The 19,960-nt window shown below is 43.5% G+C and carries 19 protein-coding genes; 8 read left to right on the top strand and 11 right to left on the bottom strand.

Annotated features, from left to right (window positions below; all coding sequences use genetic code 11):
• The first annotated feature begins 708 nt into the window (after positions 1–708).
• The gene (locus NI389_RS06735; protein WP_308362124.1) at positions 709–1,632 is read left to right on the top strand and encodes a Dyp-type peroxidase; all 924 of its coding nucleotides are present in this window, start codon (positions 709–711) and stop codon (positions 1,630–1,632) included.
• Here NI389_RS06735 and argR read toward each other — a convergent pair.
• Positions 1,615–2,082 carry a transcriptional regulator ArgR gene (gene argR, locus NI389_RS06730; protein ID WP_208844083.1) on the bottom strand — a complete coding sequence of 156 codons (468 nt, stop codon included), beginning with the start codon at positions 2,080–2,082 and terminating at the stop codon, positions 1,615–1,617. The two genes, NI389_RS06735 and argR, sit on opposite strands and share 18 nt — an antisense overlap.
• 282 nt (positions 2,083–2,364) lie before the next feature.
• Here argR and mdh point away from each other — a divergent pair, with 282 nt between their 5' ends.
• Positions 2,365–3,300 (top strand): malate dehydrogenase, encoded by a 936-nt coding sequence (gene mdh / locus NI389_RS06725; protein ID WP_208844082.1) that lies wholly within the window; start codon positions 2,365–2,367, stop codon positions 3,298–3,300.
• Between the two features lie 86 nt (positions 3,301–3,386).
• Here the strand turns inward: mdh and NI389_RS06720 are convergent, their stop codons facing one another.
• The 3 genes from NI389_RS06720 to NI389_RS06710 form a co-directional block, all read right to left on the bottom strand.
• Positions 3,387–4,172: a methyltransferase domain-containing protein gene (locus NI389_RS06720; RefSeq protein WP_308362123.1), complete on the bottom strand. Its 786-nt coding sequence runs from the start codon at positions 4,170–4,172 to the stop codon at positions 3,387–3,389.
• A gap of 9 nt (positions 4,173–4,181) precedes the next feature.
• Positions 4,182–4,937, bottom strand: a complete 756-nt coding sequence (locus NI389_RS06715; protein ID WP_308362122.1) for a Nif3-like dinuclear metal center hexameric protein — start codon at positions 4,935–4,937, stop codon at positions 4,182–4,184.
• 184 nt (positions 4,938–5,121) lie between these two features.
• Positions 5,122–5,550 carry a CBS domain-containing protein gene (locus NI389_RS06710; RefSeq protein ID WP_308362121.1) on the bottom strand — a complete coding sequence of 143 codons (429 nt, stop codon included), beginning with the start codon at positions 5,548–5,550 and terminating at the stop codon, positions 5,122–5,124.
• Positions 5,551–5,679: 129 nt separating this feature from the next.
• Between NI389_RS06710 and NI389_RS06705 the strand changes: the two genes are divergently transcribed.
• Positions 5,680–6,324, top strand: a complete 645-nt coding sequence (locus NI389_RS06705) for a DUF2987 domain-containing protein (RefSeq protein ID WP_308362120.1) — start codon at positions 5,680–5,682, stop codon at positions 6,322–6,324.
• Positions 6,325–6,328: 4 nt separating this feature from the next.
• On the opposite strand, the gene NI389_RS06700 is transcribed toward NI389_RS06705, so the two are convergent.
• Genes NI389_RS06700 through gpmM form a run of 4 tightly spaced genes read right to left on the bottom strand, consistent with a single transcriptional unit; the run spans position 6,329 to position 11,121 of the window.
• Entirely contained in the window at positions 6,329–7,126 is a 798-nt protein-coding gene (locus NI389_RS06700) for a divergent polysaccharide deacetylase family protein (RefSeq protein ID WP_372588618.1), read from the bottom strand.
• Positions 7,127–7,139: 13 nt separating this feature from the next.
• Positions 7,140–8,360 carry a S41 family peptidase gene (locus NI389_RS06695; RefSeq protein WP_308362119.1) on the bottom strand — a complete coding sequence of 407 codons (1,221 nt, stop codon included), beginning with the start codon at positions 8,358–8,360 and terminating at the stop codon, positions 7,140–7,142.
• A gap of 32 nt (positions 8,361–8,392) precedes the next feature.
• Positions 8,393–9,577, bottom strand: coding sequence for a murein hydrolase activator EnvC family protein (locus NI389_RS06690; protein ID WP_308362118.1), 1,185 nt, complete (start codon positions 9,575–9,577; stop codon positions 8,393–8,395).
• Positions 9,577–11,121, bottom strand: a complete 1,545-nt coding sequence (gene gpmM, locus NI389_RS06685) for a 2,3-bisphosphoglycerate-independent phosphoglycerate mutase (RefSeq protein ID WP_308362517.1) — start codon at positions 11,119–11,121, stop codon at positions 9,577–9,579. The genes NI389_RS06690 and gpmM overlap by 1 nt, the downstream gene beginning before the upstream one ends.
• A 228-nt stretch (positions 11,122–11,349) precedes the next feature.
• Here gpmM and NI389_RS06680 point away from each other — a divergent pair, with 228 nt between their 5' ends.
• From NI389_RS06680 to gpsA, 4 genes are all read left to right on the top strand, one after another.
• On the top strand, positions 11,350–11,775 hold the full coding sequence (locus tag NI389_RS06680; protein ID WP_208844075.1) for a rhodanese-like domain-containing protein: 426 nt from the start codon (positions 11,350–11,352) through the stop codon (positions 11,773–11,775).
• Positions 11,776–11,791: 16 nt separating this feature from the next.
• The gene (gene grxC, locus NI389_RS06675; protein ID WP_208844074.1) at positions 11,792–12,049 is read left to right on the top strand and encodes a glutaredoxin 3; all 258 of its coding nucleotides are present in this window, start codon (positions 11,792–11,794) and stop codon (positions 12,047–12,049) included.
• A gap of 62 nt (positions 12,050–12,111) precedes the next feature.
• A complete protein-coding gene (secB, locus tag NI389_RS06670; RefSeq protein WP_208844073.1) occupies positions 12,112–12,606 on the top strand; it encodes a protein-export chaperone SecB in 495 nt (164 codons plus the stop codon).
• A gap of 12 nt (positions 12,607–12,618) precedes the next feature.
• Positions 12,619–13,626, top strand: coding sequence for an NAD(P)H-dependent glycerol-3-phosphate dehydrogenase (gpsA, locus tag NI389_RS06665; protein ID WP_308362117.1), 1,008 nt, complete (start codon positions 12,619–12,621; stop codon positions 13,624–13,626).
• A 22-nt stretch (positions 13,627–13,648) separates the two neighbouring features.
• Here the strand turns inward: gpsA and NI389_RS06660 are convergent, their stop codons facing one another.
• Together NI389_RS06660 and trmL are read right to left on the bottom strand one after the other, a co-directional pair.
• On the bottom strand, positions 13,649–17,437 hold the full coding sequence (locus NI389_RS06660; RefSeq protein ID WP_308362116.1) for a putative bifunctional diguanylate cyclase/phosphodiesterase: 3,789 nt from the start codon (positions 17,435–17,437) through the stop codon (positions 13,649–13,651).
• Positions 17,438–17,518: 81 nt separating this feature from the next.
• Positions 17,519–17,983 (bottom strand): tRNA (uridine(34)/cytosine(34)/5-carboxymethylaminomethyluridine(34)-2'-O)-methyltransferase TrmL, encoded by a 465-nt coding sequence (gene trmL / locus NI389_RS06655; RefSeq protein ID WP_308362115.1) that lies wholly within the window; start codon positions 17,981–17,983, stop codon positions 17,519–17,521.
• A 199-nt stretch (positions 17,984–18,182) separates the two neighbouring features.
• Between trmL and NI389_RS06650 the strand changes: the two genes are divergently transcribed.
• Complete coding sequence (locus NI389_RS06650) at positions 18,183–19,031, top strand: cation diffusion facilitator family transporter (protein WP_308362516.1); 849 nt, start codon at positions 18,183–18,185, stop codon at positions 19,029–19,031.
• On the opposite strand, the gene NI389_RS06645 is transcribed toward NI389_RS06650, so the two are convergent.
• Positions 18,986–19,957: an alpha/beta fold hydrolase gene (locus NI389_RS06645; protein WP_308362114.1), complete on the bottom strand. Its 972-nt coding sequence runs from the start codon at positions 19,955–19,957 to the stop codon at positions 18,986–18,988. The genes NI389_RS06650 and NI389_RS06645 overlap by 46 nt on opposite strands.
• Positions 19,958–19,960: the final 3 nt, after the last annotated feature.

Raw genomic sequence — 19,960 nt, 5'->3', positions numbered from 1 at the left:
CGGTGGTGAGCTTGTATCCGATAAAAACCGAATGATTTTGTGTTTACACTGGTTTACTTAAGAGTAAGCCTTTTTATTTCAGTATGTTACAAATAATTTAGGGGTTTTTTATGCAGTATCTTCCACGATCGCTGTCAGCGCCGTGAGAGATCTCTCACATGCAACTTCCTCTTTTGTGATTCTATTTTGGAAACGAATGGTGAGTTTAGACTATTAACTCCATCGCAAGGCGCATGAAATCTAGTGTTGAATAAATTATCCATACCATGCATTGTCGTAGATTTGAGTTATTCGCGCTCATATTTGCGTGTATATATACATATAGATGCTTAAATATCGAACAATCTGCATTCAAAAACACCTCACGAATGTCTCGATTGACAGTATGGGTTGCTGAAATTTATCGCCTCGACATATACTTACCTTTGGCCAATCACAAGTAATTACATTCAAGCGTTATTTGCTTAAGTTGAGCAGAACTACTTTTGGGTGTTTTTATTTAAGTTGCGACGGAGTCTTCGATGCTTTGCATTGAGGTTAATGAGCGTAAGAGGATTGGTTAACATCGAATTTTGGCTGCGGACTTGTGCTTTTACAATATCGTTGTGTGGGCATTTGTTTGAATGCGAAAAATCAGAGAGGCATACAAAACAAAGCGTTTTGTGTCGCTGGACAACAATAATATCAAGAATTGGGTACTGTTTCGGTATGGCGCAAGCGCAATCAGGACTTTGTGCAGAAGCAAATCTGCATGGATTACATCTCTTTTTCAACGTGTTAGACGGTCATGATGAAGCAGTGCGTGTTCAGCTCCCCGAATTGTTAATGTTGCAAGACGAGTTTAACGATCAGTTTTCTGAGTCAATGATTAGTTCCTTTATTGCTGTCGGTGCGCAATATTGGCCACATATCTACCCTGAATTTATTCCATCTGAACTTCGAAGTTTTCCCCACATTAGCCATTCAGAACACAGTATTCACAGCCAACCGTTTGACTTACTTTTGGTGATTCGTTCCGATAGAGAGGATGTAAACCATCTCTTTGCGCAGCGTGCTTTACAGATATTTGGCCCAGGTGTTGAACTGGTATCTCAAGTTCGTTGTTTTCGATTTCTCGATGGACGAGATTTTAACGGTTTTGTGTATGGCGGTGATGCGCCACATGGCCGTTTAAAGCGGCAAGTTGCGTTGGTGAGTAATCCTAATCAACCAGATGATCAAGGCAGTTATGTGCACACCACACGTGTAAAATTTGAATTGGCGGGTTGGCATCGTTTAGAGGTGAGCGAACAAGAACAGATTATGGGTCGAACTCGGTTGGACAATCAATTGATCCTACCCCCAACGCCTGATAGTCATGCAACGCTGAGTGAATTGAAAGATGAAAATGGTCTGGCTTTGTTACTAAATCAGAGTATGCCGTTTGGTGATGTACACGTTCAAGGCAGTTTATGGCTGAGTTGCAGTGCGCATGGCGATGGTTTGGCACTCGTACTGAAAAAACGATTAGGTGATGATGAGTGCTACGACCGATGGTTAGACTTCACTCATAGTGACATGGGCGCTGCATTTTTTGCGCCCTCTGTCCAGTTTTTGAAATCGATGGCTGAACGATTAGACGTTATCGAATAGTGTGCGAACACGGTCTAACGTTAAATCAATTTCAGACACTTTTGCTGGTGCAATGAAGATAGTGTCATCACCCGCAATCGTACCAAGTACTCCATCTGCTTTGCCAAGAGAATCGAGCAAGCGAGCAATAAGTTGCGCAGCGCCAGGGCTTGTACGAATGATTATCATCATCTCATTATGCATGATATCTAAAACAAGTTGTCTAAGTGGGCTTTTCGCGGTTGGTACGCCCATTTCCACAGGTAAACAGTAGACCATTTCTTGTTTAGCATTACGAGTGCGAACGGCCCCAAATTTGCTCAGCATTCTAGATACTTTGCTTTGGCTAATGTTATCGAAACCTTGATCTTTGAGCGCGTCGACAATCTCGCCTTGCGAAGAAAGGTTTTCTTCTTTTAACAATGCCTTGAATGCTTTTACTAGTGCTTCTTGTTTTTCTTGAGGTTGCATAACTACTCGCTCGCTTATTGCTATATCTGGATGATTCTACACAAATACGTACTGATGCCCAAGTTTTCGTGATGATGTTTTCGCCGAAGGCAGTACAAGTGGCGACATATATCAATGCGCACGTCTGCTCGATTGTAGTCTTACAATGGCACTAAGTGTCGCGATGTTTACAACTATGGTCGAAAAAATCTCGAATATAAGCAGGATTAATTTGTTTTTATCGGTGCTTTTCATTATCTTTATGGCACTTTTTATTCCTACCTCAAATTATGGAGAATTCCCATGAAAGTTGCTGTTTTAGGTGCTGCTGGTGGTATCGGCCAAGCTCTATCTCTACTACTAAAAACTGGTTTACCAGCAGGTTCTGAGCTAGCGCTTTACGACGTAGCGCCAGTTGTACCTGGTGTTGCTGTTGATTTGTCTCACATCCCTACAGCAGTGAAAGTGACAGGTCATGGTAAAGATGATCTTGACTCAGCGCTTGTCGATGCGGATATCGTTTTAGTTCCTGCAGGTATGCCTCGTAAGCCTGGTATGGATCGCTCTGATCTATTCAATGTAAACGCGAGCATCGTAAAAGCGTTAGCGGAAGGCATGGTTAAAAACTGTCCTAAAGCACTAGTAGGTATCATCACTAACCCAGTAAATGGCACTGTGCCAATCGTTGCTGAAGTATTCAAAAAAGCTGGCGTTTACGATGCAGCACGTATCTTCGGTGTTACAACGCTAGACGTCATCCGTTCAGAAGCATTCGTTGCAGAACTTAAAGGTCTAGACGTTGCAAACGTTAAAGTACCTGTGATCGGTGGTCACTCAGGTACAACAATTCTGCCTCTACTTTCACAAGTTGAAGGTGTAGAGTTTACTGAAGAAGAAGTTGCAGCGCTTACTCCACGTATTCAAAACGCGGGTACTGAAGTCGTTAACGCAAAAGCGGGTGGCGGTTCAGCAACACTTTCAATGGGCGCAGCGGCAGCTCGTTTCTGCTTCTCATTAGTTAAAGGTCTTCAAGGTGAAGCGAACGTTGTTGACTACGCATACGTTGCGGTTGAAAACGGCGATGCACCTTACTTTGCACACCCAGTACGCCTTGGCAAAAACGGTGTTGAAGAGATCCTTTCTTACGGTCAATTAAGCGCATTCGAAGAGAAAGCGAAAAATGACATGTTAGAAACATTAAACAAAGATATCCAAGAAGGTATCGATTTCATGGCGTAATTGCTATTGAAATGAAAAGCCCGCAGATGCGGGCTTTTTTTATCTGTGCAATACATACAAACGTTAATATTTCGGGCTAAAGTCAATTACTCACTGTCGTCAAATGGTGCGCAAAGTAGATGCGTGTATCGTCCTAACGATGCGTAGGGTTCTTGTCGGTTAAATTTAAGCTCCATGGCAAGTAATTCGTTAAATTGGTTCTCCGCCTTTTTAGGATCTCTCAAATAATCGTTAATGCAGCGCACACCCGTCTTTGCCAGGACGGATAAATTTAAATCGCTTAACCACGCTGCGACATCTTTCGGGTCGAGCGGCTGATTGGGATTCAAACTGACTTTCTTTTTAACTTTTAAATCGTTTTGTACGTAGTCGAAGTTACCGTAAACTAAATTTGCAAAGCGTTGTGCGTCACGATTGTAGAACATCAGCGATAGAAGTCCGTCTCGTTGCAAACAACTTTTCAATATTGTTAAGGCTTTCTGCTGCTCAACTACCCACTCTAAAACCGCGTGGCATAAAACCAAGTCAAACTGCCCCAAAGCTAAATCAGGAATAGACTGCAAAGCGCCATGCACGGTTGTGAGATTGTGCTGAAGATTTTGTTGAGTTGCGTTGCTCATCGCAACATCAAGCATCTCCTTGGAAATGTCGATGAGCGTAACGTGATGCCCCTGTGTTGCCAAAAAAAGCGCAAGTTGGCCCTGACCACCCCCCACATCTAAAATTCGCATTGAGGGGTTGATACCAAGCCAAGGGACGCCTTCGGTTAAATCCCGTTTTAAGACCGCTTCACGGATTTTGCCTTTATTCGTGCCATAAATATTTTTCGAAAATTTAGAGGAAATAGTGTCAAAACTTCTGTCGTTTTTCATTTATGGGCATCACACTGGATTGTGGATATCAACAAATTCAACCTCGAGGTCAAATTGTGTTGCAAGGTATTCACCTAACGCTTTTACACCATATCGCTCGGTTGCATGGTGCCCCGCGGCAAAAAAGTGAATGCTCTGTTCATTTGATGAATGGATAGTTTGCTCAGATGCTTCGCCGGTAAGATAAGCGTCAATACCCTGGCTTGCGGCTAAATCTATAAAACTTTGCCCGCCACCCGTACACCAAGCAACCGTCTTGATTAAATGTTCACCTGCGGTATTAACAAGCGGAGCTCGACCTAATTTATTTTCAATCAAAATCGCAAAATCTTCGACTGACATCGGTGTCGAAAGTTTGCCTTTTACTGCGACACTCGATTTATTCCATGGTTCAAGAGGCCGTTCAATATCCAAGCCTAACAATGCACCGAGTTGTGCGTTGTTGCCAAGTTCAGGATGTACATCTAAGGGGAGGTGATAGGCAATTAAGTTAATATCGTGTGCAAGTAAGCGTTGAATACGACGTTTTTTCATACCAGTGATTGTTTGATCTTCACCTTTCCAGAAGTATCCGTGATGAACCAAAATTGCATCAGCACCACGTTCAATAGCAGCATCGATTAGCGCTTGACTCGCAGTAACGCCAGTCACGATCTTCTTTATTTCAGACTTACCTTCGACTTGTAAGCCATTCGGACAATAGTCATTAATTTGAAAAGGCTTGAGCAATTCAGTCAGATGGTTAATTAATTTTGTGCGTTTCATAATGCTCCCCCTAAAAACCGCTAGTTTAGCGCTTTTTAGGGGGATGAAAAGAGGCGAATGAGAGATTCCAAATAAGGTATCTCATCTATAGGATTCGAAGTTACCGCATACGTCCATTTTGCAAAGTCGATGCGTTGTATGAACTGTCCTTGAAGTGTATGGATTACCTGTCAAATTCAGTTGATTAGCCTTCACTGCCAAGTAATGCGGCAGCCAAACGAACAAAATCAGACGAGGTGATAATGCCCTGCAATTTGCCATCTTCAGTGACAACGGGCAAACAACCATGACGGTTCTTAACGAAATAAGTTGCTACGTCTTTTAGTTTTTCGTCAGGACGCACTGCGACAAAATCAGTTGCCATGACTTCTTGAGCCTTCTGTTGTTTTTCTTTTCGTTCTAGAGCCAGTTGGCCGTAAGTCGCCAGTATTTTCATGACGTTTGCAATCATGATTTTTTGGGTCAACATACCTTGCAACTGACCTTGGTTATCAATAATTGGGATATGGCGGATGTTTTTTTCACGCATCAGATCGTGAGCGACTTTTAACGAATCCGTTTGGCTAATGCAAAGTGGATCTGGTGTCATGAGGTCAGAGACGTATTTTAACATTTATTTACCTATTTAACGTTGCAAGTTGCTCTAATTCTAGTCATAAATGTGCGTTCTTACTTGGTCTCAGATCAATAAATTGTATAGCAAGACTTCATTTACTATTTACTTAAACGTGGGAAAGTTAGAGTGAAAGGATTATCCGTATTACTTTGTATAGTGGTATTAGTTGTAACGCCATTAGTAATGGCGTCCGAGCGTTCATCAGACTATGCCAAGCTAAACTCGATATTGAGTTTGTTAAAAGGCGTTAAATCACCTTATGTTTCAGGCAAGGCACAACTTGAGATTAAGAATGATGAAATTAAACTCGAGGACATCAAAATATGGTTCACAAAAGACGGTAACTTGTTGACAGAAGTGAACATTGGTGCGGATGCAACATTAGAGTTACCAGTTTATGAAGATGCTAAAAACATCAAGATGCACGTCAATCAGAAGAAAGATGATGTATCAATTTCGTTTAGTACCCAAATCAAAGAGCTTGAAGTGACCGAAATTGCTTACAATGATTTGTTTGTGTTGCTGGACGATATCAACTCATTTATGGAGGGTACGGCTGGGGGGATGAGTTTCATGGTCCCCACAATGGATGCGCTTAAATTTAAGTTTGCGTCCGATGCGACGATAGACGTGTTTTCGGCTAATCAGGTTTATCGTTTTAAAACGAATAAAGAATATGAGATTTCAATGGACGTATCGAAGAAGTTGAGGAAAGAAAATCCAATGGTTAGGTTTAGTCAGTTACCGACCTCAATGTCACCAGAGCATTAAATGTCTAAGGCGTTACGGTCAGATGACTGACCGTATTCGGTATGTCTTGCGCTTTGTCAGCAAGTTGAATGTATTTGTTGTCGACTAATTGAGAAATGGGCACTAATTCAAATCCTTGAGCGATAAGTAATGGCAACTGGGCCGTTAGAAACGTTTGAGTTTCTGGATAAGGGTGCGCAATCGCAACGGCAAACTGGTTATGCGTTGCAATGCGTTTTAGCTCCTCTAATTGCTTCAGCATTGCTTCTTCGCTGAGCTCATTATCGAGAAACACGTTGCGCGAAATATTCATTACACCCACTAAGTTTGCAACGTGTTGAGCTTGCGTTTGCACGGTAGTGCGGCTGTCGAGAAAAAATAGGCCTCGTTTCTTCAATATTTCCATAGTCCAGCGCATCGGTTCAGTTTCTTGAGTTAATCTTGACCCCATATGATTATTCACCCCCTTAACCTGCGGTAAACTGGCAAGAGCGTGGCCCAAGGTGCTTTGTAATTCGAGTCGTCCCATGTCCGAAGTCAGGCCTCCAGGCCCTAATAATTTTTCATTAGTTGCTTCCATCGGGACATGGAGTAGTAATTCTTTACCTTGTTGGCTCGCCTTGAAAGCAAAGCGCTGAGAATATGGCGTGTGAGGTAAAATGGAATAGGTGAGCTTGCCGGGTAGATTCAGCAAATCCATATCGCGTTGATGATAGCCTATATCATCGATGACAATGGCAATTCTTGCTGCCTGAGCAAAGGCGCAGGGCAGCAAGAAAAGTGTGATACCAAGTAGGTAAGACGTTATTTTATTTGTTAGCACTCAATCGTTTTTATTATTTTTCAGCCAGTAAATGTGAATCCAATTTTGCGAGAAGACTCGTTATCTCAGGCTTTATTTGATTATTGTTACGGTCCATTATAACGGCTTTACTCAATTGTGAAAGTACCTCTTTATTCATCTCAACATCTGGTTTGATACCTATTCCATCAATCGAGCGGCCAGATGGTGTGAAGTATTTTGCGGTGGTCAACTTGAGCGCTGTTTTTCCTTCTCCCAGCGGAATAAGCGATTGTACCGAACCTTTACCGAAAGACCTTTCGCCCATAATGAGTGCCCGATGGTTATCTTGCAAAGCACCTGCTAGAATCTCAGCCGCTGATGCCGAGTTTTCATTGATCAGTACGGCGATAGGCGCTCCTCGAAGTAGGTCACCTCGTTGAGCTTGGTAGATTTGATTTGCATCGAAGAAACGTCCTTTAGTCGTCACAATGAGCCCGCTGTCTAAAAACAGATCAGAAATTGCAACAGCACTGTTTAATGTTCCTCCGGGATTGTCGCGGAGATCTAAAATCAAACCACGTAAGGTACGCCCATACTTACTTTTAAGTTTCTTAATGTGGTTTGCTACATCATGGTAAGTGTGATTATTGAAACTCGCAATAGAGACATAGCCAATACCGCGTGGAAGTAATTGGCTCGTTACGGTATCTAAGGAAATCTCTTCTCGTTGCAGAGCGAATTCCATATTCGTTTGAGAGCGAGACACAACCAGATTAATAGTCGACTTTTTCGCAGAACGCAGCATATCAGAGACGTATTTCAGAGGCTTGTCTGCCACCTTCTGGCCATTTACGAAAAGCAGTACATCACCTTTTTGCAGTCCAGCTCTACTTGCGGGGGAATTGCTTAAGGTGTTAGTGATAACTAGCGTACTCTCACGTTCTTCCACTTCTATCCCAAGCCCAGTGTACTGGCCGTTTGCGGTACTAAAAATGGCGTCTAGGTCACCTTCATCTAAATATCTTGAGTAGGGGTCTAAATGTTCAAACAACGTGCCTAAACTGTTTTGACTTAGCTCACTGATAGGTAAGTCTTCAACGTAATAGGCGTGAATGTGGAACAGAATTTCGTTACTTTCTTCTTCACTTAATGAGACATCAGTGATTGATGCGAATACAGGATTTATCAGCGTAAGAAACACAAACAGAATAGCAAAAAAGGTATTTACTAAGGTGTGTGCTTGGCGCAGATTTGCTTGTGGTATCGTATTCATGAGCTGCTCCTCTTAGTGCAGCGATACGTACCTTACGATTTCCTGCACCATTCGATAGGATTTACAGCGCGTCCCTTATGCCGTATTTCGAAGTATAGACCAGGATTTTGCTGTCCGCCGCTTTGACCCACTTTAGCAATCGGTTCGCCGCTTTGCACAAGGTCGCCAACATCTCGCAGGAGTGTTTGTGCATGACCATAAAGGCTCATAAACCCTTCACCATGGTCGACCACGATGACCCAACCATAACCATTTAGCCAATCGGCAAAAACCACCTGCCCTTGTCGAATACTGGTGACGTTACTTCCTTCATTTGCTTGGATAAGAACACCATTCCAGTTGAGGCCTGTGTGTTTTTTCGCACCAAACCGGTTTCCTATACGGCCTGTGACTGGCCAAGGTAATTTTCCTTTGGCGTTATTGAGGCCGACCATTTCTTGAGATTGGACAGTTTGAGCTTTGACGGTTTGCAATTGAGCCAAAGTGTCACGAAGTGTTTTCTCATTGTCACGAAGGTATGCAATGGCCGTTTTTGTCGCATTTAAGGTGCTTTGGAGTGCGTTTGATTTTTCAACCTGCTCAGCTTGTGCGACTTTAAGCCCATTCAACCTTCTTTGCTGTTCGTTGGATAAATCAACCAGCTGAGATTGCTTTTGCAATAAACGAGCTTTGTTTTGGTCTATTTTTGCTACCACCTCTTTTAACGCATCGAGTTGCGATGTTCGAGCATTATTTAGGTATTCGTAGTACACAATCATTCGTTCCAAAGTTGACGCATTCTCTTGGTTTAACAACATCTTGGAATAGTCGTGTGCACCATTGATGTAGGCGCTTTGAAGTTGTTTGGCGAGAATTGCAGAGAGTTGGCGACGTTGTTTGGATAAGCGATTTTGTTCTTCTGCCAATATTTGCTGTTGCTGGCGATTCTCCGTCATCCCTTGTTGTGTTAACTCAAGTGCGCGAACATGTTCAGCGACACTTCGTTCGACTTGTCTGAGTTGTTTTTCCTGTCTCTTTAGCGCGTTCTTTTGCTCAGCAAAACGAGCTTCGCTGCGTTTAATTTCTTCTTGGACCTCGACAAGATCTTGTTTTGTTCGGTCTTCATTTGCGAGTAACGGACTACACCACGAAAAAGACAATACGCAAAAAATTATACACAGCAGTCGCTTAACGTTACTGCTGTGTGATTGAGGTGAAATTAAACGAGCAGAGTTCATTACTTCAAAGTAACGATAGGAGAACCTGTCATTTCTGGCGGTTGCTCCATGCCAAGTAGGTGCAGCATTGTTGGGGCAACATCGCTTAACGTTTTGCTTGAATGCGCGATTGCATCACGGCCAACATAAATAAATGGTACAGGCTCGCTTGTGTGCGCTGTGTGTGATTGTCCGGTGCTAGGATCTGCCATTTGCTCAGCATTACCATGGTCTGCGGTGATTAGCGCTTCGCCACCGACTTCTCTTAATGCCTCAACGACACGTCCTATGCAACGATCTACTGCTTCACAGGCCTTTACTGCAGCATCGAATACACCCGAGTGACCAACCATATCGCCATTGGGGTAGTTGACGACAATCACATCAAACTCACCACCGTGGATTGCATCAACAAGCTTATCGGTTAAAAGCGTAGAGTTCATTTCCGGTTGAAGGTCGTATGTAGCGACTTTTGGCGATGGAATGAGTTCGCGTTTTTCGCCGTCAAACAACGCTTCACGACCACCACTGAAGAAGAACGTTACGTGAGCGTATTTTTCTGTTTCCGAAATACGCAACTGAGTTTTTTGATGCTTCGCAAGCCACTCACCAAGCACGTTGCTCAACGATTCGGTAGCAAATGCAATTGGTGCGTTAATATCTGAGGCATATTCAGTTAACATGACGAATGCACTGAGCGCCGGAGTACGAACTTTCGCAAAGCCATCGAAATTTGCATCGACAAATGTACGTGTCATTTGACGAGCGCGGTCAGCTCGGAAATTCATAAAAATGACGGTGTCATTGTCGTTCATCACTGCCGCGTTTTCGCCAGTAGGAACAATAGTCGTAGCCTTAACAAACTCGTCATTTTCTTCACGAGCATAAGCCGCTTCTAGTGCGCTGACACCATCTTCGAATGTGAAGTTCGCTATACCATCCACCATTAAGTTATAAGCGGCTTCGACACGATCCCAGCGGTTATCTCTATCCATGGCATAGTAGCGACCGATGATTGTCGCTAATCGTCCGGTGCCAAGGCGAGCAAATTCTTTCTCAATGCGTTCAATTGATGCTTTTGCACTTCGAGGTGGTGTGTCGCGACCATCTAAGAATGCATGAAGATAAACGGCTTTAGCGCCACGTTTGACAGCAAGCTGCATTGCGGCAATGATGTGATCTTCATGGCTATGTACACCACCAGGGCTTAATAGTCCCATCAAATGAACGGCTGCGTCTTTAGCAACCGCTTTATCAATATTTTCTACAAGTACTGGATTGTGTTGAAATTCACCATCGTCGATTGACTTGGTAATACGAGTAAAATCTTGATACACGATGCGACCAGCACCCAAGTTCACGTGACCCACTTCAGAGTTACCCATTTGACCTGCAGGTAAACCAACATCAAGTCCTGAGCCCGAAATTAGTGTGTGCGGACATGTTGCCCAGAGTGAATCTAAAATTGGCGTATTTGCAGCTAAAATAGCGTTGCTTTCTGCTTCTTCTCTGTATCCCCAACCATCTAAAATCATTAACACTAAAGGCTTTTTCTTCGCGGTCATTTGGACTCCTGACATGTGGCACGAACTTCCTCTGTAGCATATCGTGTTTTGTGCTTCTTTTCAGCCTTTGTCGCGTGATTTCTCTTCAAGTACTCTAAAATATCAGAAGAACGATTCGCTAACGCCAAAAAGCTGTTTTACCACGAGAGTCTGTGTATACTTGCGCGCATAGTACGAAATTTCATTGGGCGTAACGTCCAGAAACCTTCACAGAAAGAGTATAAAAGCATGGATCAATATATTGCATTTGTTGGTAACCACCCCGTTTTAAGTATTTTGTGGATAGTGATAGCGGCAATGCTGGTGGGCAGTTGGTTTAAAAGTCAGTTTTCAAAAATTAGACAAATCAACCCGCAACAACTCACTTTGCTTGTGAATCGTCAAGAAGGGCAAGTGATTGATATTCGTGCGCAGAAAGAATTCAGTGCAGGTCACATTGCAGGCGCTATCCACTTAAACGCAGAAAAAGCGAAACAAGGGGAACTTTCTAGCCTTGAAAATTTCAAAAGCAAACCCATTATACTTGTGTGTAATGCTGGTATCACGGCTTCAGCTGTCGCTGAGAAATGTTTGAAATCAGGATTTGAGCAAGTTTACGTGTTGTCAGGTGGCATGGGTACTTGGCAAGGCGCGGGTTTACCGACCAGCAAATAATAGAAGAAGTGAACTTATGAGTAACGTTGTCATTTATACCAAAGACTACTGTCCGTACTGCCATCGAGCTAAAGCTTTGCTTGATAGCAAAGGGGTACAGTATACTGAATTTGACATTGGCCAACAGCCGCAATTAAGAGATGAAATGATTGCAAAAGCGAATGGCCGTACAACAGTGCCACAGATTTTTATCAATGAGTCGCATATCGGCGGTTGTGATGACATGATGGCATTGGAAGCTCAGGGCAAACTGAATTCATTGCTTAGCGCTTAAACAAATATAAATTTAATTAGGACCTTTCAAAAAAGGTCTGGATAACAAGATTAGGAATAGTAATGTCTGAACAAAACCAAAACGAAGCAGCAATGCAAGACGGCGCACAATTTGCAATTCAACGTATTTATGTGAAAGATGTTTCATTTGAAACACCAAATTCGCCAGAAATCTTTCAACTTGAGTGGACACCTGAAGTGAAGTTGGACATGGACACGCGTTCAAACAAGTTGGGCGATAACGTTTATGAAGTGGTTTTGGCATTAACGGTAACAGCAACGCTTGGCGACAAGACCGCATTCTTATGTGAAATCCAGCAGGCTGGTATTTTCAGCATTGCAGATTTAGACGAGCTACAAATGGCGCACATGTTAGGTGCATTCTGCCCTAATATTCTCTTCCCATACGCTCGTGAAGCGGTTGCAAGTTTAGTTAACCGTGGTACTTTTCCACAACTTAACCTAGCTCCAGTGAACTTTGACGCGCTATTTGCACAATACATGCAACAACGCGCGGCTCAACAAGGTGCTGAAGAGCAAGCAGAAGCTAACGCTTAATTAAGTGACATTATGAGTACAGCATCATCAGCTGTTACGGTTTTAGGGGCGGGGTCATATGGCACCGCCCTTGCTATTTGTTTTGCCCGTAACGGTCACAAAGTTACGCTGTGGGGTCGCAACTCTGCAGACATTGAAGACATCGCAAATACCCGAGAGAACGCGCGGTATTTGCCTGGATTAAAACTGCCTGATTCACTTGAGCTTGAAGCTGATTTAGAAACGGCTGTTAAAGCCAGCCAACTCATATTGGTGGTTGTGCCAAGTCATGCGTTTGCTGAAACCCTGAAGCAAATAAAGCCTTATCTGCTTGATGGTGCACGTGTTGCTTGGGCGACAAAAGGGTTAGAACCCGATACTGGTCGCTTGTTGCAAGAAGTCGCGCTGGAAGTCTTAGGAGAGCAAGTTCCACTTGCTGTATTGTCAGGACCGACGTTTGCGAAAGAAATGGCAGCTGGTCTACCTACTGCGATTTCAGTTTCGTCGACATGCTCAGATTTTCGTAGTCAATTGGCGAAATTGCTTCATTGCGGACGCTCGTTTCGAGTCTATAGCAATGACGATTTTATCGGTATCCAACTTGGTGGTGCGGTTAAAAACGTGATTGCTATTGGGGCGGGGATGTCTGATGGTTTTGGCTTTGGAGCGAACGCAAGAACAGCGCTAATCACTCGAGGTTTAGCTGAATTGTGTCGCCTAGGCTGTGCGCTTGGTGCGCGTTCAGAAACCTTTATGGGGATGGCGGGGCTGGGTGATCTTATTTTGACTTGTACGGACAACCAATCACGTAACCGCCGTTTTGGTCTTGCGCTTGGGCAAGGCAAAAATGTGGATGACGCGATGTCGAGTATTGGTCAAGTGGTGGAGGGCTATCGAAATACCAAAGAAGTGTACCTTTTAGCTAAGCGCACTGGGATTGAGATGCCGATTACCGAGCAAATATATCAAGTATTGTATCAGCAAAAAGACGTTAAAGAAGCCGCAATGGCCCTGTTGGGACGCGAGCAAAAAGCGGAGTAATGTTTGAATTTAGCAGATTAGGTTAAGTGTTGCTTAGCTTAATCTGCTGTTGCGCTTTAATTTCTTCCAAAAGACGAAGGGCTGCGTCTGACATTAGTGGTTTGGAAAAATAGTAACCTTGCAGTATGTTACAACCCATAATGCTTAAAAGATAAGCTTGCTCTTCTGTTTCGACCCCCTCCGCGACCACTTCCATATTTAAGTATTTCGCTAATCTAATGATCGTCGACGTGATATTCCTATCTTGTTCTCCATTAACGATATCCAAAATAAACGATCTGTCGATCTTGAGCACATCAATAGGGAAATTCTTCAGTTGACCCAGAGAAGAGTGGCCAGTGCCAAAATCATCCAGTGCGATGGTAAAGCCCAGTGATTTGAGCGCTCTCATTTGCCTCAATGCAAGTTCAGGGTTATCCATCATCGCACTTTCAGTAATTTCTAACTCAATGTTCTGGGCAGGCACTGCATAATCTTTGAGTAACTGTGAGAGTGTTTCAACCAAACTTGGGTTTTGAAAATGCAGCGCTGAAATGTTAATTGCCACTCGTCCAAAAATCAGTTCTTGCCTTATCCATTGTTGAACTGTAGCAAACACTTGCACAAGCAAGTTGTCGGTGAGTTTGATTATCGTACCGTTGCTTTCGGCGAGTGGAATAAACTCATTCGGTGGTACGCTACTACCATCGGTTTGTGGCCACCGAGCCAAAGCCTCAAAGCCACTTAATTCATTACCATTGCCACTATATTTTGGTTGGTACACGAGAATAAACTCGTTATTTTCTATACCTTTGAGCAATGCACTCTCTTGGGTAAGCACTTTAGGGTCAAGGCTATGCAATGTGCTATCAAAGAACTGGAAGCGATTCTGACCTTGCGATTTTGCATGACTTAAAGCACTGTCTGCCGCACGCAGTAGATGCTCAGTGTCGTGGCCGTTATCTGGGTAAACGGCAAGTCCGCAGGAAGCAGAAATATTAGTCTCAACATCATTATGAATAAATGGTCGTGTAAAGGACTTGAGGATGGTATCTGCGAGTTTTTTGGCAAAGAAAATGGTCATGCCTGAATAAAGGTATGGAGGCACGAGTATAGCGAACTCATCACTACTAAAACGCGCAATCGTATAGCCCTTATCTAGGCATGTTTGCAGTCGAGTCGCGATGTCTTTAAGTAGAAAATCTCCCGCATGATGTCCAAGTAAATCATTAATTTTTCTAAAATTATCAATGTCGACTAAAATCACAAGTAAGGATGGAAAAGTGTCGTTGCAACTGGAAATTGCTTGGGTGCACGATTCCATAAAGAGATTTCTATTGGGTAAACCGGTGATCGCGTCTCGAGTAGATAGAGTTAGCAGTGCTTCTTCATTATCTTTTCTTGATGTGATGTCTGAAAACACCCCTAAGTAATAGAATTGGGCTTTCTCTCGTTTTTTTAGTGCGAGCTTCGTCACGGCTAAATCCAGCGCCATTTTCTGTCCGTTTGCGCCAAGCATCCACAACTCACCACTCCAATGACCGGTACTTTGTACTTCTCTTGCAATGTAGCTTTCTAACTGTCTGTTCCTACCTGTTTTAGTTTTAATTTTCGGACGTTTACCTATGACATTGTCAGGTTTAAATCCTGTGACTTGGCAGTAGGCATCATTTACTTCAACGATCTTAAATTGTTCATCTGCAAGCCAAATAGCATCTTTCGAATGACTCATGAGAGCTTGAGCAAATTCGTTGTGCCGTTTTAGTTGCTGTCTGGACCATAACCAAGCGATGGCCATTACCCCGCCAATTAGCATCATGATAACAAGGCTGGGCCAAGGTAGACTTGATGCTAAACTCGATTGAAGGTGTAAATAGAGTGGGGCTGTAGAGCTACCATCATTGCCCATAATTTTAATGGTAGAGTACGCATGAGCGGGAAAATGTATTTGGTTTTCAGGGCTGTTTACTGGCTTCCATGGGCCGTTATCAAAACTCACTTGATACTGGCAGGTATCACAACCACTGAGCCAAATCGTTACGGTGTCAGCCAACGTGGGGGTAACAATGTTATCGGTTGGGCGCCAAATATGAGTTTCGCCGGTCAAATCGTTACTTAGAGCTGTGTTTGATTGAGAAAAACGAACATGGCTTACGAACCATTCACGTGTTGTGGATGGGGCATAGCTGCCAAGTAAGAAAAGATGACTGTCTTTGAGCATTAGCACTTTGTCGCGATAGGAGGCCATTGCAAAATGTTCGAACGGGGGGCCTAATTCATCCACTTGATAGGCGTCAGGAGCAAAGCTCTCGGGGCCAGCAGGTAAGTGCAAATGAGCAATGTGAATGTCTCCAACAAGCCATACCCCTTGCCGTGATGCTTTTATTGTTCGCACTCCAAAATCGGTGACTTTACGAGGTCTTTCCACCTCGAATTGTTCGCTAAGAACAACGCTCCAAACCCCTGTTTTTGTGCCAACGAGTAATTTGTCTATCGAATAGGCATAGACTGACGTCACTTGTGCTATTTCGGGAGGCAAAGCAATGGGTGAAATAACGTTAGTTACTTCATTCAGTTTAAGAAGTTGTCCATTCGAAACAAAGGCTGACAAGTTTTGCGTCAGCGTTGTAACGTCTTGCGCCGTGATGTTAGGTAACTCTGCTAAAATTTCTTGCTGTTGGAAATTGTAAAGCCAAGTGCCTTTATCGCTTATAAGCCAAATCGTGTCACCACCGCTGTAAAAAAGATGGGTAATATCGGTTTTATCGGAAAATAAGGTAAAGCTGCCTTGCTGGGCAGAAAACCAATAAACCCCAGAGTTGCTAGCAACTGCCCAGCGGTCGGAACGCAAATACACGAAATCAAAGACGGTGCGTGTTTTTTTAAATTCTTGGAAATCCTCAAGCCCTTTGTTGAGCACGCGATTTTGTGGCTCGTTTGAAATGGTTGGATCATCACTCGCCTTGAACGAGTAAGGGGTGAGCGTTGGTATAATCCATTGTCCAGTTCGATTTTGCGCCCAGAGCTCTCTCCCTACAGCCAAAGTATTTGCATAAAATGATGGCCAGCGCGTTATTGTTTGTTGAAATGGTGGGGAAAGCTCTGTTCGTGTCAGTGCGCCGTGCTTAACCGAATAAAGGGCCTTCTTGAAATAAGACAGGTGATTAATGCCGGTCAGTCCCAGGTAATCGATTCGAGTATCGTGAACTAAAAATACCTCGTCGGATGCATTGATTACAGCAACACCTAACGGCGTTGCTGTAAGTTGTTTAACCGACCATGGTAATTGCTGAAGTGATAGGGCTTGTTTGTTTTCTGACCATTGCCAAAGTTGACCTGATTTTGTTAAGCCAAAGAAAACGCCATCTACGCTTGCCCATCGTTGAAGTGGTTCAACGATCGGGACTCGAATAGGTTTTTCTTTATCGGTTCTAAATAGCTTGTTGTTTAATAGATAGCCTACATGAGCTTCATCAAGACGCTGTAGTTGTTCGACGGCATGTTGTGTTATCGGTTCTAATTCATCTGAGTAGAGATCCAGCCTGAGTAAGGCTTCAGGCATTGAAAAATAAAGGTATTGCTCTGTTGCGACCAATTGGGAAACATTATCTAAATGAATTTTTGTCAATTGTTTCGATGGGTAAGCGAATTGATGTTTTCCGTCACTTTTGAATAGCTGGCCTGAGTGAATAAACCAGAAAATGTTTTTGTGGTCGACCGTAATATTTTGGCTATGGGCAGGAAATGTGAGGTAGTTTTGTTGTGCGAAGGTCGGGCTGAAAAAGCCAAATAAGATTAGGTAGAAATAAAAGTAACGTAAAATGCTCCGCATAGATTAGCCAGTTTAACTTCCTTGGTAACAATAAAGCCTAGTCAATGCTAGGCTTTTTTACAAAATAGAAACTGTAAAAATTTATTGCGCGTTTGGAAAACCCAATTGTCGCCAAGATTCGTAAACAAACACGGCGACCGCATTGGACAGATTCATGCTGCGGCTATTCGGACACATTGGAATGCGTACGCGGTGTTCCTCGGGTAATGAGAAAATTAAGTCTTCTGGTAAACCTCGAGATTCAGGACCGAAGAGTAAACAATCCCCCGCTTGATAATCTGGCTCGTGGTGGAAACGCTTCCCCTTTGTTGTACAGGCAAAAATACGTTCGGGCTGGCGAGCTGCCAAGTAGTCTTCTAAACAAGCATGACGTTGCACATCCGTAAATTCATGGTAATCAAGACCTGCTCGGCGTACACGTTTGTCATCCCATTCAAAACCAAGTGGTTCAATCAGGTGAAGTGCATAACCAGTGTTGGCACATAAACGAATTATATTTCCCGTATTTGGCGGGATCTCTGGCTCATAGAGAACGATATCTAACATGGATAACCCCAAATCTGTTGCAGCTCGCAGTATACCGAATCCCTTTTCAGCTTAATAGGTTTGCGTTGTGTTACTATCCTATCGTCCACGCTAGTCATTTGGAGTATGAACTTTTACACTAGAGCGTGAAAGAGCAAAAATGAGAAGCGGAATGAGTAATGAATATCGACGTTTAGTGCGTCTTGCAGGCTACGCAACCATGAGTTTGGTAAGCTTGATGATCTTAACAAAAATCTGGGCTTGGGTGAGTTCCGGCAGCGCAGCAATGCTTGGCAGCTTAACGGACTCGCTACTCGATATCAGTGCATCACTCATGAGTTTTATGATTTTAGGATATGCGCTTCGGCCTGCGGACGACGATCATCGATTTGGGCATGGAAAAGCAGAAGCGCTTGCTGGACTTGGACAAGCGGCCTTTATTGCGGGAAGTGCCTGTTTGCTGGCATTCCATGCTTTTGAACGTGGCTTAAACCCTGTAGCTCTCAAACATTCACAAACGGCTATTATTGTCAGCCTTTTTGCCATTGTTTGTACCTTAGCTTTAGTTGCAGTGCAATATTATGTTGTTAAGCACACTAAATCGATTGCAATTAAAGCCGATTCAGTTCATTACAAAGGTGATATTTTGCTGAACTTAGCTGTATTGGCTGCGATTATTCTAAGCGACATGGGATACATGATTGCAGATCCTATTTTTGCGGCATTGGTATCGTGTTATCTGTTGTATAACGGATTTGAGATAGCTAAAGAAAGTGCAGATCATTTAATGGATAAAGAATTACCAGACGATGAAAAAGAGGCTATCTTGCGCATCGCAACAGAGCATGAGCAAGTATTTGGTGTACACGACCTAAGAACTCGGCAAAGTGGAAAAATGAAGTTTATCCAGCTCCATCTTGAGTTACCTAAAGATTTACCGCTTTGGCATGCACATCAAATCGCCGTAGATGTAATGCGTGCCATTGAAGCGGCATTCCCTGATGAAATGGACGTACTCATCCATCAAGATCCTGTTTCTGCAGAACATACCGTCGCAGCAAACGAATAGAATTGGGTCATAACCTCAACGCGAATTGCATCTTGCTCAAAGAGCAGTTCGTGCTTCGCGTTTGGCATTGAATGAACGCTCGCATTTGGCCAACGAGCCGCGATACTTGTATGACTCGCGCTGTTTACGATGGAATCTTCTTGAGCGCTGATGATGTCGATGGGCAAGGTTAGCGTTAAACGAGCAATCTTATTCATCGCCTCGAGCGCGGCGGATAACCAACCGTAGCTAATGCCACCAAGTTGCAATTGAGGTTGTTCGTGATAGAGCGCACGGAAATTTTCGTAGCGTATTTGGCTGTGCGACAACTCGTTTTGCTCAAATGTAATAGGAGAATAGGGGCCTTGACCTAAAGCGTATGATTTGGCAAGGCCAAGCTTGCACATGGCTATAGCGAGATACTTGACTAGCCACATGGGTTTACCATGGGTGTGTATTGCAAACATTGGCGCGGATAGAAAGGCAGCCTTACAGTGTTTTGGGTATTGTGCTAAAAATAGGCTCGCAATAGCTCCGCCCATCGAATGTGCGAGCATTATAATGTTGTCTTTAAAAGGCAGCATCGCCTCATGTGCGAAAAATTGAGCGAGGCAATCTACATAGTCTTGAAAGTCGTCAATGTAGCCAAGGTGCGGGTCTTGAGATAATCGACTTGAGCTTCCCTGTCCTAAATGGTCTAGCGTAAATACCGCATACCCATTTTGGTACAACTCCCAAAGCAACTCTTGGTATTTATGTGCAGCCTCAATACGTCCTTGGCAAACAAACACTGCGTGTTTGGCATGCTGGGGGATGGCATAGGCGTAAAAACAATGTAAGCCGTTTTTAACGGGAATAGTGCCCTTTTGCATTGAATTCCAAAATGAGGCAATCAGCGGTGTATTCTGCGTTAACGCGGCTTCTGTGCTAAGAAAAGGAGTCGTCATAAA

Source organism: Pseudoalteromonas xiamenensis (genome assembly GCF_030994125.1).
GTDB classification, from domain to species: Bacteria; Pseudomonadota; Gammaproteobacteria; order Enterobacterales; family Alteromonadaceae; genus Pseudoalteromonas; species Pseudoalteromonas xiamenensis_B.
The sequence above is the reverse complement of the archived record's forward strand: the minus strand, read 5'-3'. Positions and strand labels throughout refer to the sequence as shown.